Annotated in this window: 23 protein-coding genes and 1 other RNA gene; 19 read left to right on the top strand and 5 right to left on the bottom strand. The window is 41.1% G+C overall.

Features of this window, described 5'->3' with window-relative positions; genetic code table 11:
• Positions 1-42: 42 nt before the first annotated feature.
• The 9 genes from AC1Z3S_RS17120 (at position 43) to AC1Z3S_RS17080 (ending at position 7,955) form a co-directional block, all read left to right on the top strand.
• Positions 43-252: a hypothetical protein gene (locus AC1Z3S_RS17120; RefSeq protein WP_461741357.1), complete on the top strand. Its 210-nt coding sequence runs from the start codon at positions 43-45 to the stop codon at positions 250-252.
• A 281-nt stretch (positions 253-533) separates the two neighbouring features.
• Complete coding sequence (locus AC1Z3S_RS17115; protein ID WP_461741356.1) at positions 534-1,214, top strand: metal-dependent hydrolase; 681 nt, start codon at positions 534-536, stop codon at positions 1,212-1,214.
• An 11-nt stretch (positions 1,215-1,225) separates the two neighbouring features.
• The gene (locus tag AC1Z3S_RS17110) at positions 1,226-2,557 is read left to right on the top strand and encodes a DRTGG domain-containing protein (RefSeq protein WP_461738533.1); all 1,332 of its coding nucleotides are present in this window, start codon (positions 1,226-1,228) and stop codon (positions 2,555-2,557) included.
• A 77-nt stretch (positions 2,558-2,634) separates the two neighbouring features.
• Positions 2,635-3,600, top strand: coding sequence for a DHH family phosphoesterase (locus AC1Z3S_RS17105; RefSeq protein ID WP_461741355.1), 966 nt, complete (start codon positions 2,635-2,637; stop codon positions 3,598-3,600).
• 18 nt (positions 3,601-3,618) lie between these two features.
• Positions 3,619-3,960, top strand: a complete 342-nt coding sequence (locus AC1Z3S_RS17100; RefSeq protein WP_461741354.1) for a zinc ribbon domain-containing protein YjdM — start codon at positions 3,619-3,621, stop codon at positions 3,958-3,960.
• A 241-nt stretch (positions 3,961-4,201) separates the two neighbouring features.
• Positions 4,202-5,158: an ROK family protein gene (locus AC1Z3S_RS17095; protein ID WP_461741353.1), complete on the top strand. Its 957-nt coding sequence runs from the start codon at positions 4,202-4,204 to the stop codon at positions 5,156-5,158.
• Between the two features lie 101 nt (positions 5,159-5,259).
• Positions 5,260-5,970, top strand: coding sequence for a zinc metallopeptidase (locus AC1Z3S_RS17090; RefSeq protein WP_461741352.1), 711 nt, complete (start codon positions 5,260-5,262; stop codon positions 5,968-5,970).
• A 201-nt stretch (positions 5,971-6,171) separates the two neighbouring features.
• The gene (locus AC1Z3S_RS17085) at positions 6,172-7,545 is read left to right on the top strand and encodes an RsmF rRNA methyltransferase first C-terminal domain-containing protein (RefSeq protein WP_461741351.1); all 1,374 of its coding nucleotides are present in this window, start codon (positions 6,172-6,174) and stop codon (positions 7,543-7,545) included.
• A gap of 68 nt (positions 7,546-7,613) precedes the next feature.
• Positions 7,614-7,955, top strand: coding sequence for a hypothetical protein (locus AC1Z3S_RS17080; protein ID WP_461741350.1), 342 nt, complete (start codon positions 7,614-7,616; stop codon positions 7,953-7,955).
• 71 nt (positions 7,956-8,026) lie between these two features.
• Here the strand turns inward: AC1Z3S_RS17080 and AC1Z3S_RS17075 are convergent, their stop codons facing one another.
• On the bottom strand, positions 8,027-8,203 hold the full coding sequence (locus AC1Z3S_RS17075; protein WP_461738527.1) for a hypothetical protein: 177 nt from the start codon (positions 8,201-8,203) through the stop codon (positions 8,027-8,029).
• A 187-nt stretch (positions 8,204-8,390) separates the two neighbouring features.
• On the opposite strand from AC1Z3S_RS17075, the gene tadA reads away from it, so the two are divergent.
• Together tadA and ffs are read left to right on the top strand one after the other, a co-directional pair.
• Complete coding sequence (tadA, locus tag AC1Z3S_RS17070; RefSeq protein ID WP_461741349.1) at positions 8,391-8,912, top strand: tRNA adenosine(34) deaminase TadA; 522 nt, start codon at positions 8,391-8,393, stop codon at positions 8,910-8,912.
• Positions 8,913-8,952: 40 nt separating this feature from the next.
• An RNA gene (ffs, locus tag AC1Z3S_RS17065) (signal recognition particle sRNA small type) lies at positions 8,953-9,035 on the top strand.
• Between the two features lie 146 nt (positions 9,036-9,181).
• On the opposite strand, the gene AC1Z3S_RS17060 is transcribed toward ffs, so the two are convergent.
• Positions 9,182-9,640: a methylated-DNA--[protein]-cysteine S-methyltransferase gene (locus tag AC1Z3S_RS17060; protein WP_461741348.1), complete on the bottom strand. Its 459-nt coding sequence runs from the start codon at positions 9,638-9,640 to the stop codon at positions 9,182-9,184.
• Between the two features lie 76 nt (positions 9,641-9,716).
• Here AC1Z3S_RS17060 and AC1Z3S_RS17055 point away from each other — a divergent pair, with 76 nt between their 5' ends.
• The 4 genes from AC1Z3S_RS17055 to AC1Z3S_RS17040 all read left to right on the top strand — a co-directional run bounded on the left by AC1Z3S_RS17055 (position 9,717) and on the right by AC1Z3S_RS17040 (position 13,259).
• Positions 9,717-11,111, top strand: coding sequence for a bifunctional metallophosphatase/5'-nucleotidase (locus tag AC1Z3S_RS17055; RefSeq protein WP_461741347.1), 1,395 nt, complete (start codon positions 9,717-9,719; stop codon positions 11,109-11,111).
• 69 nt (positions 11,112-11,180) lie between these two features.
• Positions 11,181-11,855 (top strand): YutD family protein, encoded by a 675-nt coding sequence (locus tag AC1Z3S_RS17050; RefSeq protein WP_461741346.1) that lies wholly within the window; start codon positions 11,181-11,183, stop codon positions 11,853-11,855.
• Positions 11,856-12,623, top strand: a complete 768-nt coding sequence (locus AC1Z3S_RS17045) for a TIGR01457 family HAD-type hydrolase (RefSeq protein WP_461741345.1) — start codon at positions 11,856-11,858, stop codon at positions 12,621-12,623.
• The gene (locus AC1Z3S_RS17040) at positions 12,624-13,259 is read left to right on the top strand and encodes a TIGR01906 family membrane protein (protein ID WP_461741344.1); all 636 of its coding nucleotides are present in this window, start codon (positions 12,624-12,626) and stop codon (positions 13,257-13,259) included. It begins immediately after the preceding gene.
• 148 nt (positions 13,260-13,407) lie between these two features.
• On the opposite strand, the gene AC1Z3S_RS17035 is transcribed toward AC1Z3S_RS17040, so the two are convergent.
• Positions 13,408-13,914 carry a phosphatidylglycerophosphatase A family protein gene (locus tag AC1Z3S_RS17035; RefSeq protein WP_265459997.1) on the bottom strand — a complete coding sequence of 169 codons (507 nt, stop codon included), beginning with the start codon at positions 13,912-13,914 and terminating at the stop codon, positions 13,408-13,410.
• A gap of 123 nt (positions 13,915-14,037) precedes the next feature.
• On the opposite strand from AC1Z3S_RS17035, the gene AC1Z3S_RS17030 reads away from it, so the two are divergent.
• Positions 14,038-14,283: a DUF1450 domain-containing protein gene (locus AC1Z3S_RS17030; RefSeq protein WP_265459996.1), complete on the top strand. Its 246-nt coding sequence runs from the start codon at positions 14,038-14,040 to the stop codon at positions 14,281-14,283.
• A gap of 69 nt (positions 14,284-14,352) precedes the next feature.
• On the opposite strand, the gene AC1Z3S_RS17025 is transcribed toward AC1Z3S_RS17030, so the two are convergent.
• Positions 14,353-15,342, bottom strand: coding sequence for an NAD(P)/FAD-dependent oxidoreductase (locus tag AC1Z3S_RS17025; protein WP_461741343.1), 990 nt, complete (start codon positions 15,340-15,342; stop codon positions 14,353-14,355).
• Between the two features lie 303 nt (positions 15,343-15,645).
• On the opposite strand from AC1Z3S_RS17025, the gene AC1Z3S_RS17020 reads away from it, so the two are divergent.
• Positions 15,646-16,230, top strand: a complete 585-nt coding sequence (locus AC1Z3S_RS17020) for a peptidylprolyl isomerase (RefSeq protein WP_461741427.1) — start codon at positions 15,646-15,648, stop codon at positions 16,228-16,230.
• Positions 16,231-16,290: 60 nt separating this feature from the next.
• Here AC1Z3S_RS17020 and AC1Z3S_RS17015 read toward each other — a convergent pair whose 3' ends face one another.
• Positions 16,291-17,463, bottom strand: a complete 1,173-nt coding sequence (locus AC1Z3S_RS17015; RefSeq protein WP_461741342.1) for a MalY/PatB family protein — start codon at positions 17,461-17,463, stop codon at positions 16,291-16,293.
• 89 nt (positions 17,464-17,552) lie between these two features.
• Between AC1Z3S_RS17015 and AC1Z3S_RS17010 the strand changes: the two genes are divergently transcribed.
• Both AC1Z3S_RS17010 and AC1Z3S_RS17005 read left to right on the top strand, forming a co-directional pair.
• Positions 17,553-17,927 (top strand): CvfD/Ygs/GSP13 family RNA-binding post-transcriptional regulator, encoded by a 375-nt coding sequence (locus AC1Z3S_RS17010; RefSeq protein ID WP_461741341.1) that lies wholly within the window; start codon positions 17,553-17,555, stop codon positions 17,925-17,927.
• A 78-nt stretch (positions 17,928-18,005) separates the two neighbouring features.
• Positions 18,006-18,368 carry a hypothetical protein gene (locus tag AC1Z3S_RS17005; RefSeq protein ID WP_461738516.1) on the top strand — a complete coding sequence of 121 codons (363 nt, stop codon included), beginning with the start codon at positions 18,006-18,008 and terminating at the stop codon, positions 18,366-18,368.
• Positions 18,369-19,016 lie beyond the last annotated feature (648 nt).

Here is a 19,016-nt window from a genome sequence, read left to right as displayed (position 1 = left end):
ATAGCGTACAATAAAAGTATCTTAAGGAAAGCGGTGAAGAAGATGCCTAGATTTTTCAGACATAAAAAAACAGGTAAAGTCATATCAGAAGAGGAATACAAAGCGCAGCTGCTGGAAAACACCGAGGTTGATACTTTGGATAAGGCGCTGACAGGAATGGATGCCTTGGATGACGCCAATAACGATACCCAAGCAGACGTTTTCGAGGATTATGGCGATTACGAAGAGTATTTTGAAGAAGACAACAAATAACCAAAAGCTTGAGCTTAGCAGCCGCTGAGTTTTCAAGCTTTTTTGTTTTACTTAAATAATTGGGAGCAATAAAACGTAACTTTGATTTTTGTATCAAAAACGCAGCATCTTTCAAAAATAGTTCATTTAAACAATTTTTTTCGGTTTTTTTGCGTGAATGGCCAAAATTTTTGCTTCTTTCAGTCAGCTTGATTGGAGAATGCTTGGAAAACTGTTATAATTGTTTTGATAAACTGTATTACTTTTACAGCACAGATTTTAGTTAAACGGAGGGTATTCTGATGAAAATTACTTATTTCGGACATTCAGCATTTTTAATAGAACTCGCAAACAACCAAAAACTTTTAATTGATCCCTATCTTTCTGACAATCCACTGACGCGGGTAGACCCAGCAGATTTAAAAGTGGATTATATTTTGTTAACCCACGGACATGGTGATCATATTGGTGACACTCGGGAAATTGCCGAAAAAAATCACGCACAGGTTATTGGTATGGTGGAGCTGGTTAATTTCTTCGGCCGCTTTGGAATTAAAGGCCACGGCTTAAACTTAGGCGGCAAATTCGAATTTCCGTTTGGCTCGGTTAAATTAGTGCCGGCGCTCCATTCCTCTGCCTATGAATATGAAGGTCAACTGCTCTATATGGGGGAAGCCGCCGGAATGATTTTAGAAATTGAAGGCAAAACGATTTATCACGCCGGCGATACTGCTGAGTTCAGTGATATGAGTTTAATCGGCGAAACCCACGACATTGATTTGGCCTTTTTGCCAATCGGTGACAATTTTACGATGGGGCCTGAAGAAGCTGCTCGGGCTGCCAAACGAGTGCAGGCCAAGCAAGTGGTGCCGATTCACTATAATACTTTTCCCGTGATTCAACAGGACCCTGAAGCATTTATTCAATTATTACCAGAACATGTGGGCCGGGTAATGACGCCGGACACTAGCTTTGAATTTTAGGAGGCAGACTCATGGCAACAAAACATGATTTAATTTTAAATCACATTGAAAGCCTGCCGGTGGGCGAACGAATTTCAGTTCGCCGGATTGCCAAAGACCTCTCCGTCAGTGAAGGTACGGCTTATCGGGCAATCAAAGATGCAGAAACCATCGGCTTAGTCTCGACAATTCAGCGGGTCGGAACAATTCGGATTGAACGCAAGCTGAAAAAAAATATTGAGAAGCTGACCTTCGGCGAAGTTGTCCGGATTATTGAAGGGGATGTACTTGGCGGCAGTCAAGGATTAGACAAAAGCTTAAATAAATTTGTCATCGGCGCCATGACCGAATCTGCAATGGAACGCTATATCACGCCTGGTTCATTAATGATTGTCGGAAATCGTGAAGGCGTACAAAAATTAGCACTGACAGAAGGTGCCGCCGTCTTGATAACCGGTGGCTTTGCAACGACTGATGAAATTTCTCAGTTGGCAGATGATTTAGCGTTGCCGGTATTAAGAACAACTTATGATACGTTTACGGTGGCGACAATGATTAACCGGGCGTTAAGCGATCAGCTGATTAAAAAAGACATTATGCTAGTATCAGATATTTATGTGCCTTTAGATAAAGCCATTTATCTTCATGGCTCTGATTGTGTCAAAGAATTTCAAAGGCTGTCAGAAGAGACTCGACATTCCCGTTTTCCAGTGGTGAATCGCAATCAGCGTTTGATTGGCATTGTGACCGCAAAAGATATTATCGGCAAAAATGACCATCAGTTGATTGAAAAAATTATGACCAAAGATCCCATTTACGTTAAGCGCACCATGAGTGTCGCCTCTGTCAGTCACCAAATGATTTGGGACGGCTTAGAGGTAATGCCGGTTGTTGAAGATGATTTGACTTTATCCGGTATTGTTAGTCGACAAGATGTCATGAAGGCGATGCAAATGGTCCAACGGCAGCCGCAAATTGCGGACACTATTTCTGATCAGATTGCCGGTGAAGTTATCACGGTGGAGGATGAGCAGGAGGGCAAACAAAGCGAAGATTATTCCTATCATTTTGTTGTGACACCGCAGATGGTAAACAGTGTCGGGACAATTTCCTTTGGCGTGCTCAGTGAAATTATCTCCAACGTTGCCCAGCGGACAATGGTCGCCAATCAGCGACGCAATATTTTGATTGAACAAATTAATCTTCATTACTTGCGCTTGATTCAATTGGAAAGTGATTTAGAAATTCGGCCGCGGGTCTTGGAAATCGGCCGCCGTTCGGCTAAACTAGATATTGAAGTTTTTTTAGAAAATACAATTGTTGCTAAAGCATTAGTCGTCTGTCAGGTCATGGAACGTGCTTAAGCATCTTAACTGAAGCAAGTAGATTTAAAAAAGCAACAGTACTTTGTAATCCAGAACTATAGAAACTAGGAGAATTTATGAAAGACTTAGATAAGCTATCAGCAATTTTAGCTGAAATTAAAAAATATTCCCGCATCATTATTCATCGCCATCAACGACCTGATCCCGATGCTATCGGCTCGCAAGTTGGCTTGGCGGAAATCTTGCGGACCTCATTTCCGGAAAAAGAAATCTATCAGGTGGGTGGTCCCGTTGAAGGCTTAGACTACTTAGCCGTGATGGATGAGGTAACAGAAAATCAGTATCAAGGAGCTTTAGTGATTGTGACGGACACTGCCAACAGCGACCGCATTAGTGACAAGCGCTATATTTTAGGCGAGAAATTAATCAAGATTGATCATCATCCGAATGATGAACCTTATGGCGATTTATTATATGTCAACACCGGTGCCAGCAGTTGTAGTGAAATTATTGCCGATTTTGTTTTGCAATTTCCTGATGAGCTAAAATTTAGCGAAAATGCTGCCCGCTTATTATACGGCGGAATTGTCGGCGATACCGGTCGCTTTTTATATCCAGCAACGACGGCCCATACTTTAAGAACAGCGGCTGTTTTAATGGATTACGGTTTTGATGCCAACAAATTAAATCGAGAAATCGACCAAATTTCAATGTCGGTGGCCCGCTTATCTGGTTTTGTTAACCAAAATCTGCGACTAGATGAAAATGGCGCTGGCCAAGTGATTCTGCCTTCAGAAGTTTTAGCGGAATACGGCGTGGTGGATTCAGAAACCTCCGCCATCGTTTCCGTTCCCGGAAAAATTGATCAAGTCTTAGCTTGGGGAATTTTTGTGCAACAACCAGAAGGCTATTATCGCGTGCGGCTACGTTCAAAAGGGCCAGTGATTAATGAGCTGGCTAAACGGCATCACGGCGGTGGTCATCCATTAGCCAGCGGTGCCAATGCCCACGATTTAAAAGAAGTTCAGGAAATTTATCAAGAAATTCAACGGCTCTGTCAAGAGTACCGGGAAAATAATTAACACTCACGGAGGAAATCAATGAGCGCTTTACCTAATTGCCCCCAATGTAATTCAGAATACACTTATGAGGATCGTGGACTGTTTATCTGTCCAGAATGTGGCAACGAATGGTCTGCTGATGCAAACGCCACTGAAGAAACAGCCGGCTTAGTCGTCAAAGACAGCAACGGCAATTTCTTAGCTGATGGCGATAGTGTGACGGTCATCAAAGATTTAAAAGTCAAAGGAGCATCTGGTGCCATTAAGCAAGGCACCAAAGTTAAAAATATTCGCCTAGTTGAAGGCGACCACAACATCGATTGTAAGGTCGATGGCTTTGGTCCGATGAAATTAAAATCAGAATTTGTGAAGAAAAACTAAATTTTCAAAAGCAATTTAACTATGACAAACCTAATACAGTAAACAGCTTCAAACAGTCGGCTAAATTTTTGAGGAATTTTTTCTCAGTAATAAATGATAGCCAGTTTTACAAACTATTTGGAACGCTTTAATTACTTAGGGTGTCATAGTTTTTTTGTGCTTGTCTCGGGATAATTTTCTTGGTAAAATATTTAGTAATAAATTTACTCGATAATTTTAAAAAATTTCTGGAGGTAAGCAAATGTATCTGGGGATTGACTTAGGTGGAACGGCAATCAAATTAGGTTTGTTTGATCAAGAGTTGGTTTGCATAGATCAGCAGACGACAGACACAGAGTCTTTGGCGGGGGCCACAATCGTTTTAAAAAATTTAGTGACAGCTATAAAAAAAATCCTGCGGGATAACCAGTTGACTACCAATCAAGTGCAGGGCATTGGTTTAGGAGTACCCGGTTTATTGGATTTAGAAAATGGTATCTCGCTTTTCTCTCCGAATTTTACCGATTGGGAAAATATTCCAATCGTCGCAATTTTAGAAAAAGAATTTGATATTCCAACGGTGATTGATAATGATGTCCGCATGAATCTCTTTGGCGAATGGACACTAGGGGCCGCCCAAGAGCTTAGTGATTTTGTTTTTATTACCTTGGGCACCGGATTAGGCGCTGGAGTGGTCATCAATCAGCAACTGCTTTATGGGGTTACCAATAGTTTTGGCGAAATCGGCCACATGAATATGTATCGTGAAGGTCGGCCCTGTGCCTGTGGCAGCAGTGGCTGTTTGGGTCGTTATGTTTCAGCCAGAGGAATGGTCAAGACAGCTGTTGATTATTTAGCAGAAGGTCAGCCAAGTATTCTAAGCGATTGGCTTGGAGAGGATCGGCAACAGCTGACAGCCAAAATGATTTCTGAGGGCGTTGATCAAGGAGACGCCCTTTGCCAAAAAGTTTTTCAGGAAACCGGCGAAATTTTCGGCTTCGGCTTAGTCAATGTCATCAACTTATATAATCCTAAAAAAATCCTGATTGGTGGCGGCATGGCCAAGGCCGGTGAAAGATTATTGGCCCCCGCCCGCCAAGTCATCCAACAACATGCTTTAAAAATTTCTGCAGCCGCTTGTCAATTAGAATTGGCCGCATTTGGTTCAGCGGCGGGCATGATTGGTGCGGCAAGTGTCGCCGCTAAGAAATTTAGTTAATTATTTAAAGAGTTTTAATCAAATAAAAAAACTGAGCACTGTTCACAAATATTTAATAATTCTATGGTAAAATTTGGTCAAAGAGAAGGAGGAATGTTCCTATGTACGGGATGGGACTTTTTTACGGCTTTGGCCCGGGATTGATTTTTGTCATCATTGGGATGGTCATTTCGATGGCCGCCTCAGCCTATGTGAATAGTACCTTTAGAAAATACGACGATGTTCACAGTCGCAATAATGTGACGGGCACCCAAGCGGCCCAATATATTTTAAGCAGTCAACACATTAACAATGTGGGGGTTCAGCAAATTGCCGGCAATCTCACAGATAATTATAATTCTGGTAATAAAATGTTGAGTCTCTCGCAGGCTACTGCTCGTTCGACCTCAGTTGCAGCCATTAGTGTGGCCGCCCATGAATGTGGTCACGCAGTGCAGGATGCGACTGGCTATAGCCCCTTAAAAATTCGGACAGCAATTGTGCCGGTTGCCAATTTCGGTTCATCATTATCCATGCCGTTGATTTTAATCGGTGTATTGTTCTCTTGGAACCAAACTTTGATTAATATCGGGATTTTAATGTTCTCATTGGCCTTGTTGTTCCAATTAGTGACACTGCCGGTCGAGTTTAATGCTTCCCGGCGAGCTTTGGCAATTTTAGGCTCCGGCAATATTTTAACTGAAGATGAGCTGCCAATTGCCCGCAAAGTATTATTTGCGGCTGCCTTAACTTATGTGGCAGCAGCGCTAGCAACGTTTTTACAATTGTTGCGCTTGATTTTAATTTTCGGTGGCAATAACCGACGTAATTAATCTATAATAGAGGCTGTGACATTAGTTAGAACAGAGCCGAACTTTACGAACAATATCTAGTAAAAGACACTGAATATTGTTGATTTGCGACGAGGACCTACTGGGCCGCAGGAGCAAATATAATATGGTTCGGGATTTCATCTGTTAAAAAGACTAACGTCACAGCCTTTTTTTGCCAAAAATTTTTAAAGGAGTTCATTGATGAATTTACCAAGTGGCTTTATTTCAAAATATCAAACCTTATTAGGTAGTGAAGCCGCTGCCTTTTTTGAAGCTTTAACGAATGGCAGCTATCAAAAGGCTTTTCGGGAAAATCCTTTGAAACCAGCCTATCAAGAAATGGTCGCCGCCCACGGCTTTGACAATTTTCAAAAGGCTCCTTATGCCAAGTATGCCTTTTTGGGCAAGGTCTCTGGAAAAAGTCCGCTGCATCAGGCCGGCTATGTCTATAGTCAAGAGCCAAGTGCCATGCTGGTGGCGACAGTCTTAGCTGCACAGCCGGGGGAAAAGGTCTTAGATTTATGCGCGGCTCCCGGAGGAAAATCGACCCAAATTTTAAGTCAATTAAACAATCAGGGCCTCTTAGTTTCCAATGAGATTTTCACTAAACGGGCTAAAATCCTAAGTGAAAACATCGAACGCTGGGGCGGGGTCAATAGTCTGGTGACTAATCACGCACCTGCTGAATTAGTCGGAAGCTTCAGCGGATTTTTTGATAAAATTTTAGTGGATGCCCCCTGCTCAGGGGAAGGGATGTTCCGAAAAGACGATGTGGCAATTGAGGAGTGGCAGGAAAATTCCTCTGAAGTTTGCGCTGCCCGCCAAAAGGAAATTCTAAGCTCGGCGTTAAAAATGCTAAAATCACAAGGGACTTTAGTCTATTCCACCTGTACCTTTGCGCCAGAGGAAAATGAAGAAATTGTCAGCTGGCTAGTTGAAAATTATCCGCTGACCATTGCTGAAATCAATTATCCTGAAACAGAACAAGGCCGTCCAGAATGGGGCAGTGTTCCCGATTTGGCCAAGACAGCCAGAATCTGGCCCCACAAAAATATCGGCGAAGGACATTTCGTCGCAAAACTCATTTTCCAAGGGACAAATGAGGAAACACAAGCACCCAAATCAAAGAAAAAACAAAAAAATCCGCAAAAGGCTCAGATAAAGTTAACTAAAGAAGAAAGCCAATTAGTGGATAAATTTTTTGAAGCTTTTCCATTAACAGCGGTAGGAGAACGGATTAAATTTGGCGAGCAGGTGTGGCAATTACCTGCGGGACTTACTTTTTCACAGATTGAAAAATTGAAGTTGATTCGCCCAGGATTGCATCTGGGAACCATCAAAAAAAATCGCTTTGAGCCAAGCTTTGCTTTAAGCATGACGGCGCCGGCTACTTGGCCAGCCGTTTCTATCACCAAAGAAGACTGGCAGCATTATGTTGCCGGTGAAACTTTTTCGCTTGCCGGCAATCAAGGTTGGCTGATTTTAACTTATGACAAGATGCCAATCGGCTTTGGCAAACAAGTTCAGGGAGTCATCAAAAACTTTTATCCCAAAGGCTTGCGGTTTAAAGTTTAGCAGGGCTTTCGATACCTTATTTTTCATGAATGTGCTATCATTATAAGTAAGAGAAAGGGGATTAGCCAATGAAAACAACTACAAAAGTAGCAATCGGTTTTAGTATCGCAGCCGTTGCGGGCATCACAGCAACTGTGATTGCTTCAGGAAAAATTATCGAAAAGGTACATTACGCAACCAATCGTTGCAAAGCTAGAAAATTTGTGGCAAACAAATTTGGCGGCAACCAAAAAATTATGGACTTAGTTGACCGTTTGTCAGATGAAGACTTAGAATCAATTATTACCGTTTCTGGAAAAATTAAGAATGGTAAACAAAAAGTCAAAATCTACGGACAAAATTTCAAAGGTTCCCAAAAGGATTTAAAAAACAAACTTTCTAGTTATTTAAGCGCAGCTTTTGAAGGATAAACAAAAAAACTGTGGTAACAGCCGTAACAGGTTCACTCTGTTGACTGGCTGATACCGCAGTTTTTTTTATATTATAATAGAAATTCAGCAATACCATAGGCAATAGCTGAGCCGGCGATTAAGGCAATCACAAAAGATAGCAACCAGCGATACTTGACCCGTTTTTTATTTAAATAATAAATGCTGACACAAAACGGCACTAAAAAGCTAATGCCAATTACCAATATATTCAACAACCCTAGATTCATTTGAACAACCTCCTTTTTATTAATTATAACAGATGTTTTCTATCCTTCACGGGACTAAAGTCTGAAAACCGTCTCCGTCTGACAACCGAAATCCTAATCAAAAATTGCCATTTAGGAAGGAAATTATCTTGCTTTTGTGAATTGAAGCAGGAGAAATCTCATGCTAAAATAGCAGCGGAGGAAGACCATGACAGACTTAACACAAACTGAAAAAGAATTTTATATGAGCTTGGCTTTGGCGGAGGCGAAGAAGGCCGAAGCTTTAGCAGAAGTCCCCATTGGTGCAATCGTAGTTTTAGACGGTGAAATCATCGGCCGGGGTCATAATCTTAGAGAGCACACGCAGGATGCCACAACCCATGCAGAAATGTTTGCCATCAAAGCAGCCTGTCACACAATTGATAACTGGCGCTTAGAGAACGCACAGCTTTTTGTTACATTAGAGCCTTGTGCTATGTGTAGTGGCGCCATGGTTTTATCGCGGGTAGCCGAAGTTTATTTCGGAGCCGCCGATCCTAAAGGCGGCACGGCTGGAACGCTGATGAATTTATTAACCGAGGAGCGCTTTAATCACAGCGCTTATGTTGAGGGGGGGATTTTGGCGGAAGAATGCGGAGCAATTTTGACTAATTTTTTTAGAAAGCTGCGGGAACAAAAGAAAGCTGCGAAAAAAATTGCCAAACTCGAAGAAATTTCTGAGAAAGACTAGCATTCAATAACAAAATAAGTTATACTAGTTTTTGCCGCAAGGCAGGACAATGGCGGGTTTGTGAATTGTGTCAGATCTGGAAGGAAGCAGCACTAAGTGAATGCCGCCATGTGTCTTTAATAAATGTTGATAACAAAGACTTTCGGGTCTTTTTCTTTTTGCTTAAAAATGATTGCCAAACTTTTTTGGAAAAAAATTACTCTGTCACTGGCAGATAAAAAGCTGTGGAAACTCTTCATCAAAAAGAGTTTCCACAGCTTATTTTTATTTTAAAATGCGGCACCTTCTAAAGCTAGCAGCTGCCGTTTCAGTTCCACGCCGCTAGTTCCCATATAACCAGTCAGTTGACCGTTTTTCCCGATTACCCGGTGACAAGGGATGATGATGGCAATCGGATTATGGCGATTGGCCTGACCGATTGCCCTGACAGCTTTCGGATTGTCAATCGCTTGGGCTATTGCTTGATAACTACGGGTGTCGCCAAAAGGAATTTCCTGTAGTGCTTGCCAGACTTGTCGTTGAAAAGCGGTGCCGACTTTAATCGAAAGGGGGACAGTAAAGTTTTGGCGCTGACCGGCAAAATATTCAACTAATTCTTTTTTTGCTTGCACTAGATGAGGATTAGTCTTTTCAGCAGAGTCTTCAGGCAACGGCGTAAACGTCCCTCTGGTCAGACCTGTGTCATCTGCCTGCAGCCAGAAAGGGCCGATAGGGGTCATTATTTTCATGGTACAGCCTCCTAGTAAACGGATTTGTCAGACCTATGTTACTATAAACTAGACTAAATGAAAACTAGGTGATTCCATGGAAAAAATTTTAATCTTACATACTAATGATTTGCACTCTCATTTTGAAAACTGGCCGAAGATTCGCCGCTTTTTACAACAGCGTCGCTTTGAAGCCAAAAATAAAGGTCAGACTGTAATCACCGTTGATTTAGGGGACTTTGTTGACCGCTGGCATCCACTGTCAGAGGCCACCAATGGGCAGGCGAATGTTGAACTGATGAACACGATTGGCTATGATGCAGCGACCATCGGTAACAATGAAGGCGTCGGCAATTCTAAAACTGATTTAAATCATCTTTACGACCATGCTAATTTTGATGTTCTGTTAGATAATTTGTTTGATAAAACGTCTTTGCAGATGCCAGACTGGGCGCGGGCCTCAAAAATAATTACGACTGACAAGGGAACCAAAATCGGTTTAATTGCCATGACAGCGCCTTTTCCGTTGACTTACACGCCGAACGGTTGGGATATTCGTCAACCTAACGATCTCTTGCCGGGGTTATTAGCCGAACTGCGCAGTCAAGTAGATGTGCTCGTGCTGATGAGCCATTTAGGTATTGGCTCAGATCGCGAAATTGCCCGCAAGTTTCCAGAAATTGATGTGATTCTTGGTTCCCACACCCATCATTTATTTATTCAAGGGGAGAAAATCGGTCAGGTGCAACTAGCGGCTGCTGAAAAATTTGGCCATTATGTTGGGGAAGTCAAAATTGAATTAGCTGATAACAAGCAGATTGTGAAAACTTCTGCTCGAGCCTTGCCAACTAGTGAAATGCTGGAGCTGTCAGAAGACGAAGAAGAAATCAGTGGCTATCTAACGGAAGGCCATAACCTGTTAAAAGCCCGCAAGGTTGCCGACTTGCCGTATCCATTAGCGGTAGATGTTGATAGCGAGCATCCTTTAGTTTTAGCTACTTTGGCTGCCGTGAAAAAACGGGGCCAGACACAAGTCAGCATCTTAAACAGTGGTTTGTTTCTAGAAGATATTCCGGCTGGTGTTGTCAATCAAGACCAGTTGCAACGAACCTTGCCGCATCCGATGCATTTAATCAATGTGACCTTGACGGGAAAAAATTTGATTCGTTTGGTGCAGGAGATGGAAAAAAATCGCAATTTTCTACGGAACTTTCCAATTGTCGGCATGGGCTTTCGTGGTAAAATTTTCGGCAATATTATTTATAGCGGCATTGATTATGACAGCATCAATCATCAAGTCCATTGGCTAGGGGAGATGATTGACCCTGAAGGAAGCTATACTTTTACCACAGTAGACCATTATCTATTTGTGCCCTTTTTCCCGACGATTGAAATTGCCGGTCAGATTGAGTTTCTCTTTCCAGAATTTATCCGCAGTGTCCTGGCGGAATACCTTAGCCAAAAATTCCCGCTAAAATCTGAGGAATCTTGAGGCAGTCTTTGTCCTGAGGCAAAACTATGATAAAATAAATGCAGTTTGAAGAATGATGGTGGTGAGTTTATGACAACCGAAACAGAAAAAAATAAAAATCAATTAAAAAAGCAGCCAGCTGCTGAAGTAAAAGATGATTTAACAGCGGAATTGGCCGCTGTCTTAGAAGATATTGCCGAAGAAAGCGAACCGGCTGAAAAGAAAAAAGGCGAAACAGTTCAGGTCCTAGAAAACGATCAGCTATTAATCGGCGATCGCCAATATAAATTGGCGACGAATTATCGTGACGGCTTTGATGCAGAAAAACTCGGTGAGCGCTTCAGTGATGTCTTGTCTCGCTATGATTATATCGTGGGGGATTGGGGCTATGAACAGCTGCGCCTCAAAGGCTTTTTTGCTAATGACAATCGACGGGCTTTTCCCGATCAACGGATTGAAAGTTTACAGGATTATCTGTATGAATACTGCAATTTTGGCTGTGCTTATTTTGTCATTGAGCGTGTCGGCGGCAAGCGGGAACGCAAGCAAAATCGTCGCCGCCGTAGCAATAGCGGCAAGAAAAATACAACAACGGCGCATACAGAGGAAAAAAAAGCACCTGTCCAATCTGTGAAAAAGACGAAGCCAACAATTAAGAATCGTAAGACAGAACCCAAAAAACAATCGAACCCTGCAGTAAAAAGCACCACTGAGGCAGCTCATGGTGAAAAATCAGGCTTTGTGATTAGAAAGCGGGAAGATTAAATGGACTATCAAGGGTACTTGATTGATTTAGACGGGACGATCTATTTAGGTAAGCAGCCGATTCCAGCGGCCAAACGCTTCGTTGAAAAGCTGCAAGCCGCCAAGATTCCCTTTCTATTTGTCACCAATAATACGACCAAAACACCAACAGATGTTGCCTACCGTTTAAAAAATGAGTTTGCGATTGAAGTGCCAGCCAGCACAGTTTATACGGCTAGTTTAGCAACGGTTGACTTTATGAAAGCTGACAATAAAGGCAAGCGGGTCTATGTTATCGGTGAAGGCGGCCTAAAAACTGCGATTGCCGAAGCCGGATTTATCGAAGACAAGGAAAATCCTGATTACGTTGTGGTTGGCTTGGACAGTCAGGTGACCTATGAAAAATTTGTAGAAGCGACATTTGCGATTCAAAAAGGGGCGACTTTTATCGGCACCAATCCCGATAAAAATTTACCAAATGAACGGGGCCTTGTGCCTGGGGCCGGTTCAATCATTGCCTTGGTGGAAACAGCTACTCAAACCAAACCGGTGATGATTGGCAAACCCAATGCCATTATCATGGAAAAAGCGGTTGAAATTTTAGGCTTGCATAAAGAAGCTGTTTTGATGGTTGGCGACAACTACGAAACTGATATTCAAGCAGGGATTGCCAATGGTATTGATACCTTGTTAGTCACTACCGGCTTCACACCGGCAACAGCTGTACCAAGCCTGCCTGAGGCACCGACCTATGTAGTGGCAAGTCTAGATGAATGGAAAATTGACTAAATGAAGATTAAACGGTTTATGCAATGGCTGGCGCTGTTTTTATTTATCATCAGCTTTTCCGTGTTTGTGGCGATTAATTTTCGGCCGTTGTACGTCTTTGATATCGGGTATTTAAATATTTTAGATTATACCGATGTCTCTCGAGATGTTTTGCTTCACAATTTTGACCAGCTGATGGCCTTTTTAAATAATCCCTTCAATACGACTTTAGCGCTGCCGGATTTTCCGATGTCGGCTAGCGGTGCTCAACATTTTTACGATGTCAAAAAATTATTTTTACTTGATTACGCTGTGTTAATCGTAACGGCTATTCCAGCCATTTGGTTTATCGTCGGTCTGGTTAAACAAAAGGCCCTCTGGAAACTAATTCGACCATTTCAAGTTGCCTTAGTAGTTCCTGTGATTTTCGGATTTTTAATGGCAGTCGGCTTTGATACTTTCTTTGTCAGATTCCACGAGTTGTTTTTTGCAAACGACGACTGGTTATTTAATCCAGCTACTGATCCGATAATCAATGTTTTACCAGAGGCCTTTTTTATGCACTGCTTTATTTTATTTTTCGTTTTAATCGAATTAATTTTCTTAAGCGGAGTAATCGCAGGTCGCCTGCAGTTAAGACGCAAGCATAGCAGATGAAAATTTCACTGATAGTAGTTTAGCAATATTAAGGATAAAAAAAAATCCGCAAGAAACACAGATTCCTTGAAGTCCCGCCTATTTGCGGGCTGCTGTTTTCAGCAGAAGGACAATCTGAGTTCTTGCGGATTTTTTATTTTCAAAAAGCTTATTGCGTGATTTGACTCTTATCAGGGTTATCATGGGCCAAACGACTGGCAGCAGAAGCCGCAATCGCACCCACAATATCATCGAGAAAAGTATTGACGCTTGGGCCTTCGTGATCATTTAACTTTTTCAAAATTCCCGGTTTAACTTTGTCGATATAACCATAATTGGTAAAGCCAATCGAGCCATAAACGTTAACGATCCCTAAAGCAATAATTTCATCGACACCATAAAGCCCTTCATCTTCTTCGACAATTTGCTGTAACGGATAGAGCATTTGCTTTTCCTCAGCTAAAATATCTAATTGAATCCCGGTGATAATCGCATTTTGAACCTCTCGTTTGGTTAAAACACCTTCGACATTTTCAATGCAGGTTTCAATTTGTAACCCCATAATATATGGTTCTTGTAAAAACATAACCAATTCGGCGATGTCTCTAATTGTTACGCCCCGTTCAATTAATAACTGGCGGGCGACTTCTTCTAATGTTTCACCTTTAATTACCATCTGCGTCACTCCTAATTGTTTGAATGCTAAAACTGGATAGTTTAATCTTTACCTCTTCAATGTTATACTATTTTCGTTAAAATGCAATGAAAGACCCTGTTAGATAATGGAAAGGGGAGCGCTATGGATCCTTTATTAGAATTTTGCGAACAAAATTTATCCGCTGGCAGCCAATTGGTGATTGATGATGCCTTTGTCAGCGAAAATTGCGATATTATGACTTATTCTTGTATGAGCGAATGCACCTTGTGCGGGATGAAGCCTTTTGCCTTTTTTGAGGGTGAACGGATTGCGGCTAATACTCCTGAAGAATTACTAGTAAGTGTCACGGCAGCTATTAAAGAATGGCAAGCAGAATACGGCATGTAAAAAAATCCTTAACTGATGGCGGTTGCTTAAAAAGATTCGCCAAAAGTTAAGGATTTCATTTTTTCTCTGCTATTTTTCAGCAAACAGACTGGTGCTGTGCATTGGCTGTGTCCGATTTTTAGGATTGATATAATGCAGGGCATTGTTGACTGCCGTGGGGGCTTCGCCAAGGCCAGTTGCAATCAATTTAACTTTCCCTTGATATTGAGTGATATCGCCAGCTGCGTAAACTCCAGGAATATTAGTCGACATGTCGCTGTTGACTAAAATCGAATTGCGTTGGGTTTCTAGTCCCCAATTTTTTAAATGCTTCAAAGAAGACGAAAAGCCATAATTGACAATCAGATGATCAATCGGTATTTGTAAAACGTCGTCAGCTTTGACTTTTTGCAGGTCAATAGCGGTCAACTCACCATCTTGAGCCTGCAAGCTTTCAATCACATAAGGGGTCAAAATATTGACGCCCGATTTTTCTAAGAGGCTAACACTGTGTTCATGGCCACGAAATTCCGGGCGGCGATGAATTAAATGGACCTCTGCAGCAATTGGCTCTAGCATCAAAGCCCAATCGATGGCTGAATCGCCGCCACCGGCAATGGCGACTCTTTGACCGGTATATTTTTGCAAATCATTGACATAATAATCCAAGCCGTGATTTTCTAACTCATCTGCCAATGGCAAATTTATGCGGCGAGGCTGAAAAGAGCCATTGCCCAAAGCTAAAATTACTGATTTTGAAAAATGCAGTCCTTGATTCGTCACAATTTCAACGAAATCCTCATGGGCAATCAGGTCAACAACTTCCTCTTCTAAAACAAAGTCGTGATTAAATTTTTCCAACTGTTGATCGAGATTTTCAATCAGCTCGATGGCTTTAATTGTCGCAAAGCCAGGCGCATCGTAAATGAGCTTTTCCGGATACAAGGTTGCCAGCTGACCGCCGATTTGCGGCAGGCTATCGATAATTTTTGTTTTGGCACCCCGCATCCCGGCGTAAAAGGCTGCAAACAGCCCAATCGGACCGGCACCGATGATGGTGATGTCATATACATCTGTCATAGTTCTTCCTCCTTGAAAATAAAGCTACTATACTAAAGTCACTAAAGTCCTAAAGTTTCTCAAGCAGCAAAATTTATTTTCTTATCTATATTAAAAGTCACACTTTGACTAAGACCTCTGTTGGCATTCTATCAAAAATAATTATTTCCATAAAAAAATTTGCTTGAAATAGCAATTTTTCATAAAGTCCAAGGGTCCTCTATGGTTTTTTTTAAGAAAATCGGCTATGATATTTTAGTAATTATGCGGCAGCCTGTTCGTTTTTTAACGGGGGAGGTCAGCGAATCAAAGGAGGAGATTTACGTGGCATTTCCACAATTAGATTTAGCCAATGCAACGGGTCCAAAAGCGACCATCAAAACCAACCGCGGAGATATTAAAGTACAATTATTTCCAGATTTAGCTCCTAAGACAGTTGAAAACTTTGTTCAACTAGCTAAAAAGGGGTATTATGACGGAATTATTTTTCACCGAGTGATTCCTGATTTCATGATTCAAGGTGGCGACCCAACCGGAACTGGTATGGGGGGCGAAAGCATCTATGGCGATAAATTCGAAGATGAATTCTCCATGGAAGCCTTCAATTTAAGAGGGGCTCTATCAATGGCGAACGCTGGTCCCAATACTAATGGCAGCCAATTTTTCATCGTCAACAATGAAAATGTTCCAGCGAATATGCTTGGACAACTTGAAGGTGCCGGTTTCCCAGCAGAAATTATCGAAGCCTATAAAGGCGGCGGTACTCCTTGGCTTGACCAACGTCACACTGTTTTTGGTCATGTAACTGAGGGCATGGATGTTGTCGACGAAATTGCCAACGCTCAACGAGGACCACAAGATCGTCCGGTGCATGACATTACCATCGATACTATCGAAATTTCTGATTAATAATTGTTGAACTAAAAAATGTTCCCGCTGATAAATGACATCAGTAGGAACATTTTTTAGTTATAGCGAATCAAAAGCTGTCTTAATTCTAGTTAAGCCTTCTTGAATAGTTGCTTTGGGCGCCGCTAAATTCATGCGCATGTGGCCTGTGCCTTTTGGACCGAAACTAATCCCAGTGTTTAACACCACTTTCGCTTGATGAACTAAAAAGTCCTCTAACTCTTTGTCACTCAGACCGTACGCTGAAAAGTCCAGCCACAATAAATAAGTCCCTTGTGGCGTCATCACGTTAACTTTCGGCAGATGCTCATGGAAGTAATCTGTTACAAAGCGGACATTTTCTGCTAAGTAAGCAAGTAATTCTGCCAACCATTCAGCACCACCGCGATAAGCAGCTTCAGTTCCGATTAGACCAAAAGTATTAATCTCATTGTCGTGATTCTTTTGCTGAACCGCTACAAATTTCTGCTTTAATTCGGGATCCTTAATGAAGACCATCGAATTTTTAATGCCGGCTAAATTAAAAGTTTTCGTAGCAGCTGTCAAAATAATGGAAAACTTACCAGCTGCATCATAAGCATTTTGGAAGCTCGTAAACTGATTTGGCTCAAAAATTAAATCCTGATGTATTTCATCACTAATCAAAATTACTCCGTATTTTTCACACAGTTCACCCATCTGTTTCAATTCTTCTGCTTTCCAGACCCGTCCGCCAGGATTATGGGGATTACATAAAATAAATAATTTCACTTGATGTTCTTGAATCGCCTGTTCCATTGCTGCAAAGTCGATAACAAAACAGCCATTTTCTTCCTTTAAAGGGTTACGAACTAATTTGCGCTTGTTTTCCTTGACCACCGCAGAAAAAGGGAAGTAAACCGGATCATGAATTAAAACCGCATCTCCCTCTTCAGTGTAGGCTTGCACAGCTGCCGCAATACTCGGCACAACGCCGACTGAAAATAAGATATCTTCCCTTGCCACAGTAAAATCATGCTGTGTCTGCTGCCAATCAATAATCGCTTGATATAAAGAATCTGATGGCTCGCTATAACCTAAAACCCCTGTGTCTAAAAACTTGCGAAAGGCATCCGTCACAAAAGCCGGACTAAAAAAATCCATATCGGCTACCCATAAAGGCAATAAATCCTCCTCCTGATAAGTTTCTGCGATGCGGTCCCATTTCACTGAATTGGTCTGTTTACGATTAATTACTTGATTGAAATCGGTCATTGCTGCCTTCCTTTCCCTTGTCGATGTGACAAAACTTCATTTTTTTGCATAAATACAGTATAATGAATTCTTGGAAAAGAGGGAAGTAAATGAGTTATAAAATTGGCAGTATTCATTTTGGTACTATTTCAGGAATTCAGCCCTATGGTGCTTTTGTATCATTGGATCATGATACGCAAGGACTAATTCATGTCTCTGAGATTCAAGCGGGCTATACAAAAAATATCAGCGATGTTTTAAAAGTCGGTAATCAAGTTCGCGTACAAGTTATTGATATTGACGAGTATTCACAAAAAATCAGCTTGTCGTTGCGCACCCTCAGCGGACAATTTCCACCTAATTATTCGAAACGAAAAAAATATTTTACCAATCGCAATAAAAAAATTGGTTTTGCTTCATTAGAGAAAGCTTTACCTGAATGGATTGAAGAGGATTTAGATTATTTAGCTGAACAAAAGCAGTAGGTCCTCACTTGAAAACTTAATGTTTTTTTTCTGAAATTGTGGTAGTATCTAAGTATTCTAGCAATAGGAGTGGATACATTGAAAAATAAACGCGTTGCAGGTACTATTATGTTGCATTTGCAAGATGGCACGAAAAAGTTTTTGATGCACGAGAACGATGATCGTATGGGTTTCGCAATTACCACTTTCGCTGATGAAGCTACTGGACTTTCCAGTATTCTTAGGTTTTTAAAAGAAACCGTCCACGTTAATGTAAGTGATATTCAACTTGTTGAATTAACCAATACCAATATTAATCATGAGAATATTCCATTATTTCTATTTGAAATTGAAGAAAAAAATATGCAGGAAACGTTGGCAGCTGATTATATTTGGGAGCGGCCAGAAAAATTAAGAACCGTCTTGGGCAGCGTAGCCTTCGAAGGCGTTCCTTTCTTTTAAAAAATATTTATCATATTCATGAAGCAAACTACGAACACGGTGGTTTGCTTTTTTATTTAAGAAAATATTCGATTGTTATAAGATATGAAATACCGTTCTGTTCCTACAAACCATGATTAAATAATGAATTCCGAAAAATAATTGCAAGTTTCAAAAAAAGTTTTCACGAATGTTAAAAGCAAGAAGTGGAGATAAGTGAATGGATTTCAATAAAAATCGAACTGATATATTTCTAAATTATAAGTATTCAAGTAAAACACGAACTATTTCTGGAACTTGAGAATCCGACAACTTTTTTTAGGAATAAATAGCGAATTTTCTTGTTGACGCGATAGGTTTTCCATGATAAATTATTAAATGTTCTCAGCGAGAAAGCTTTTAAACTTTAAGAGATTTCACTTTTTATATAAACAACTTTTTAAAAAAAGTTATTGACAATCAACTGAAAAGCTGATAAGATATAAAAGTTGCTGAAACAACAGATTCACTTCTTCCGAGAGGCTGAATCGCAACATGTAGACCTTTGAAAACTGAACAAAGCAAACGAACCAATGTGTAGGGCGTTCTTGATATTCAAGAACAAAATAAACATTGCAAGCAAAAGCTAGCAAACAATTAATGAGCTAACAATCGCAAGATTGTGCAAAC

It is taken from the genome of Enterococcus sp. LJL90 (assembly GCF_056924355.1).
Note: the sequence above shows the minus strand (reverse complement) of the source record. Positions and strands in the feature narration are given on the sequence as shown.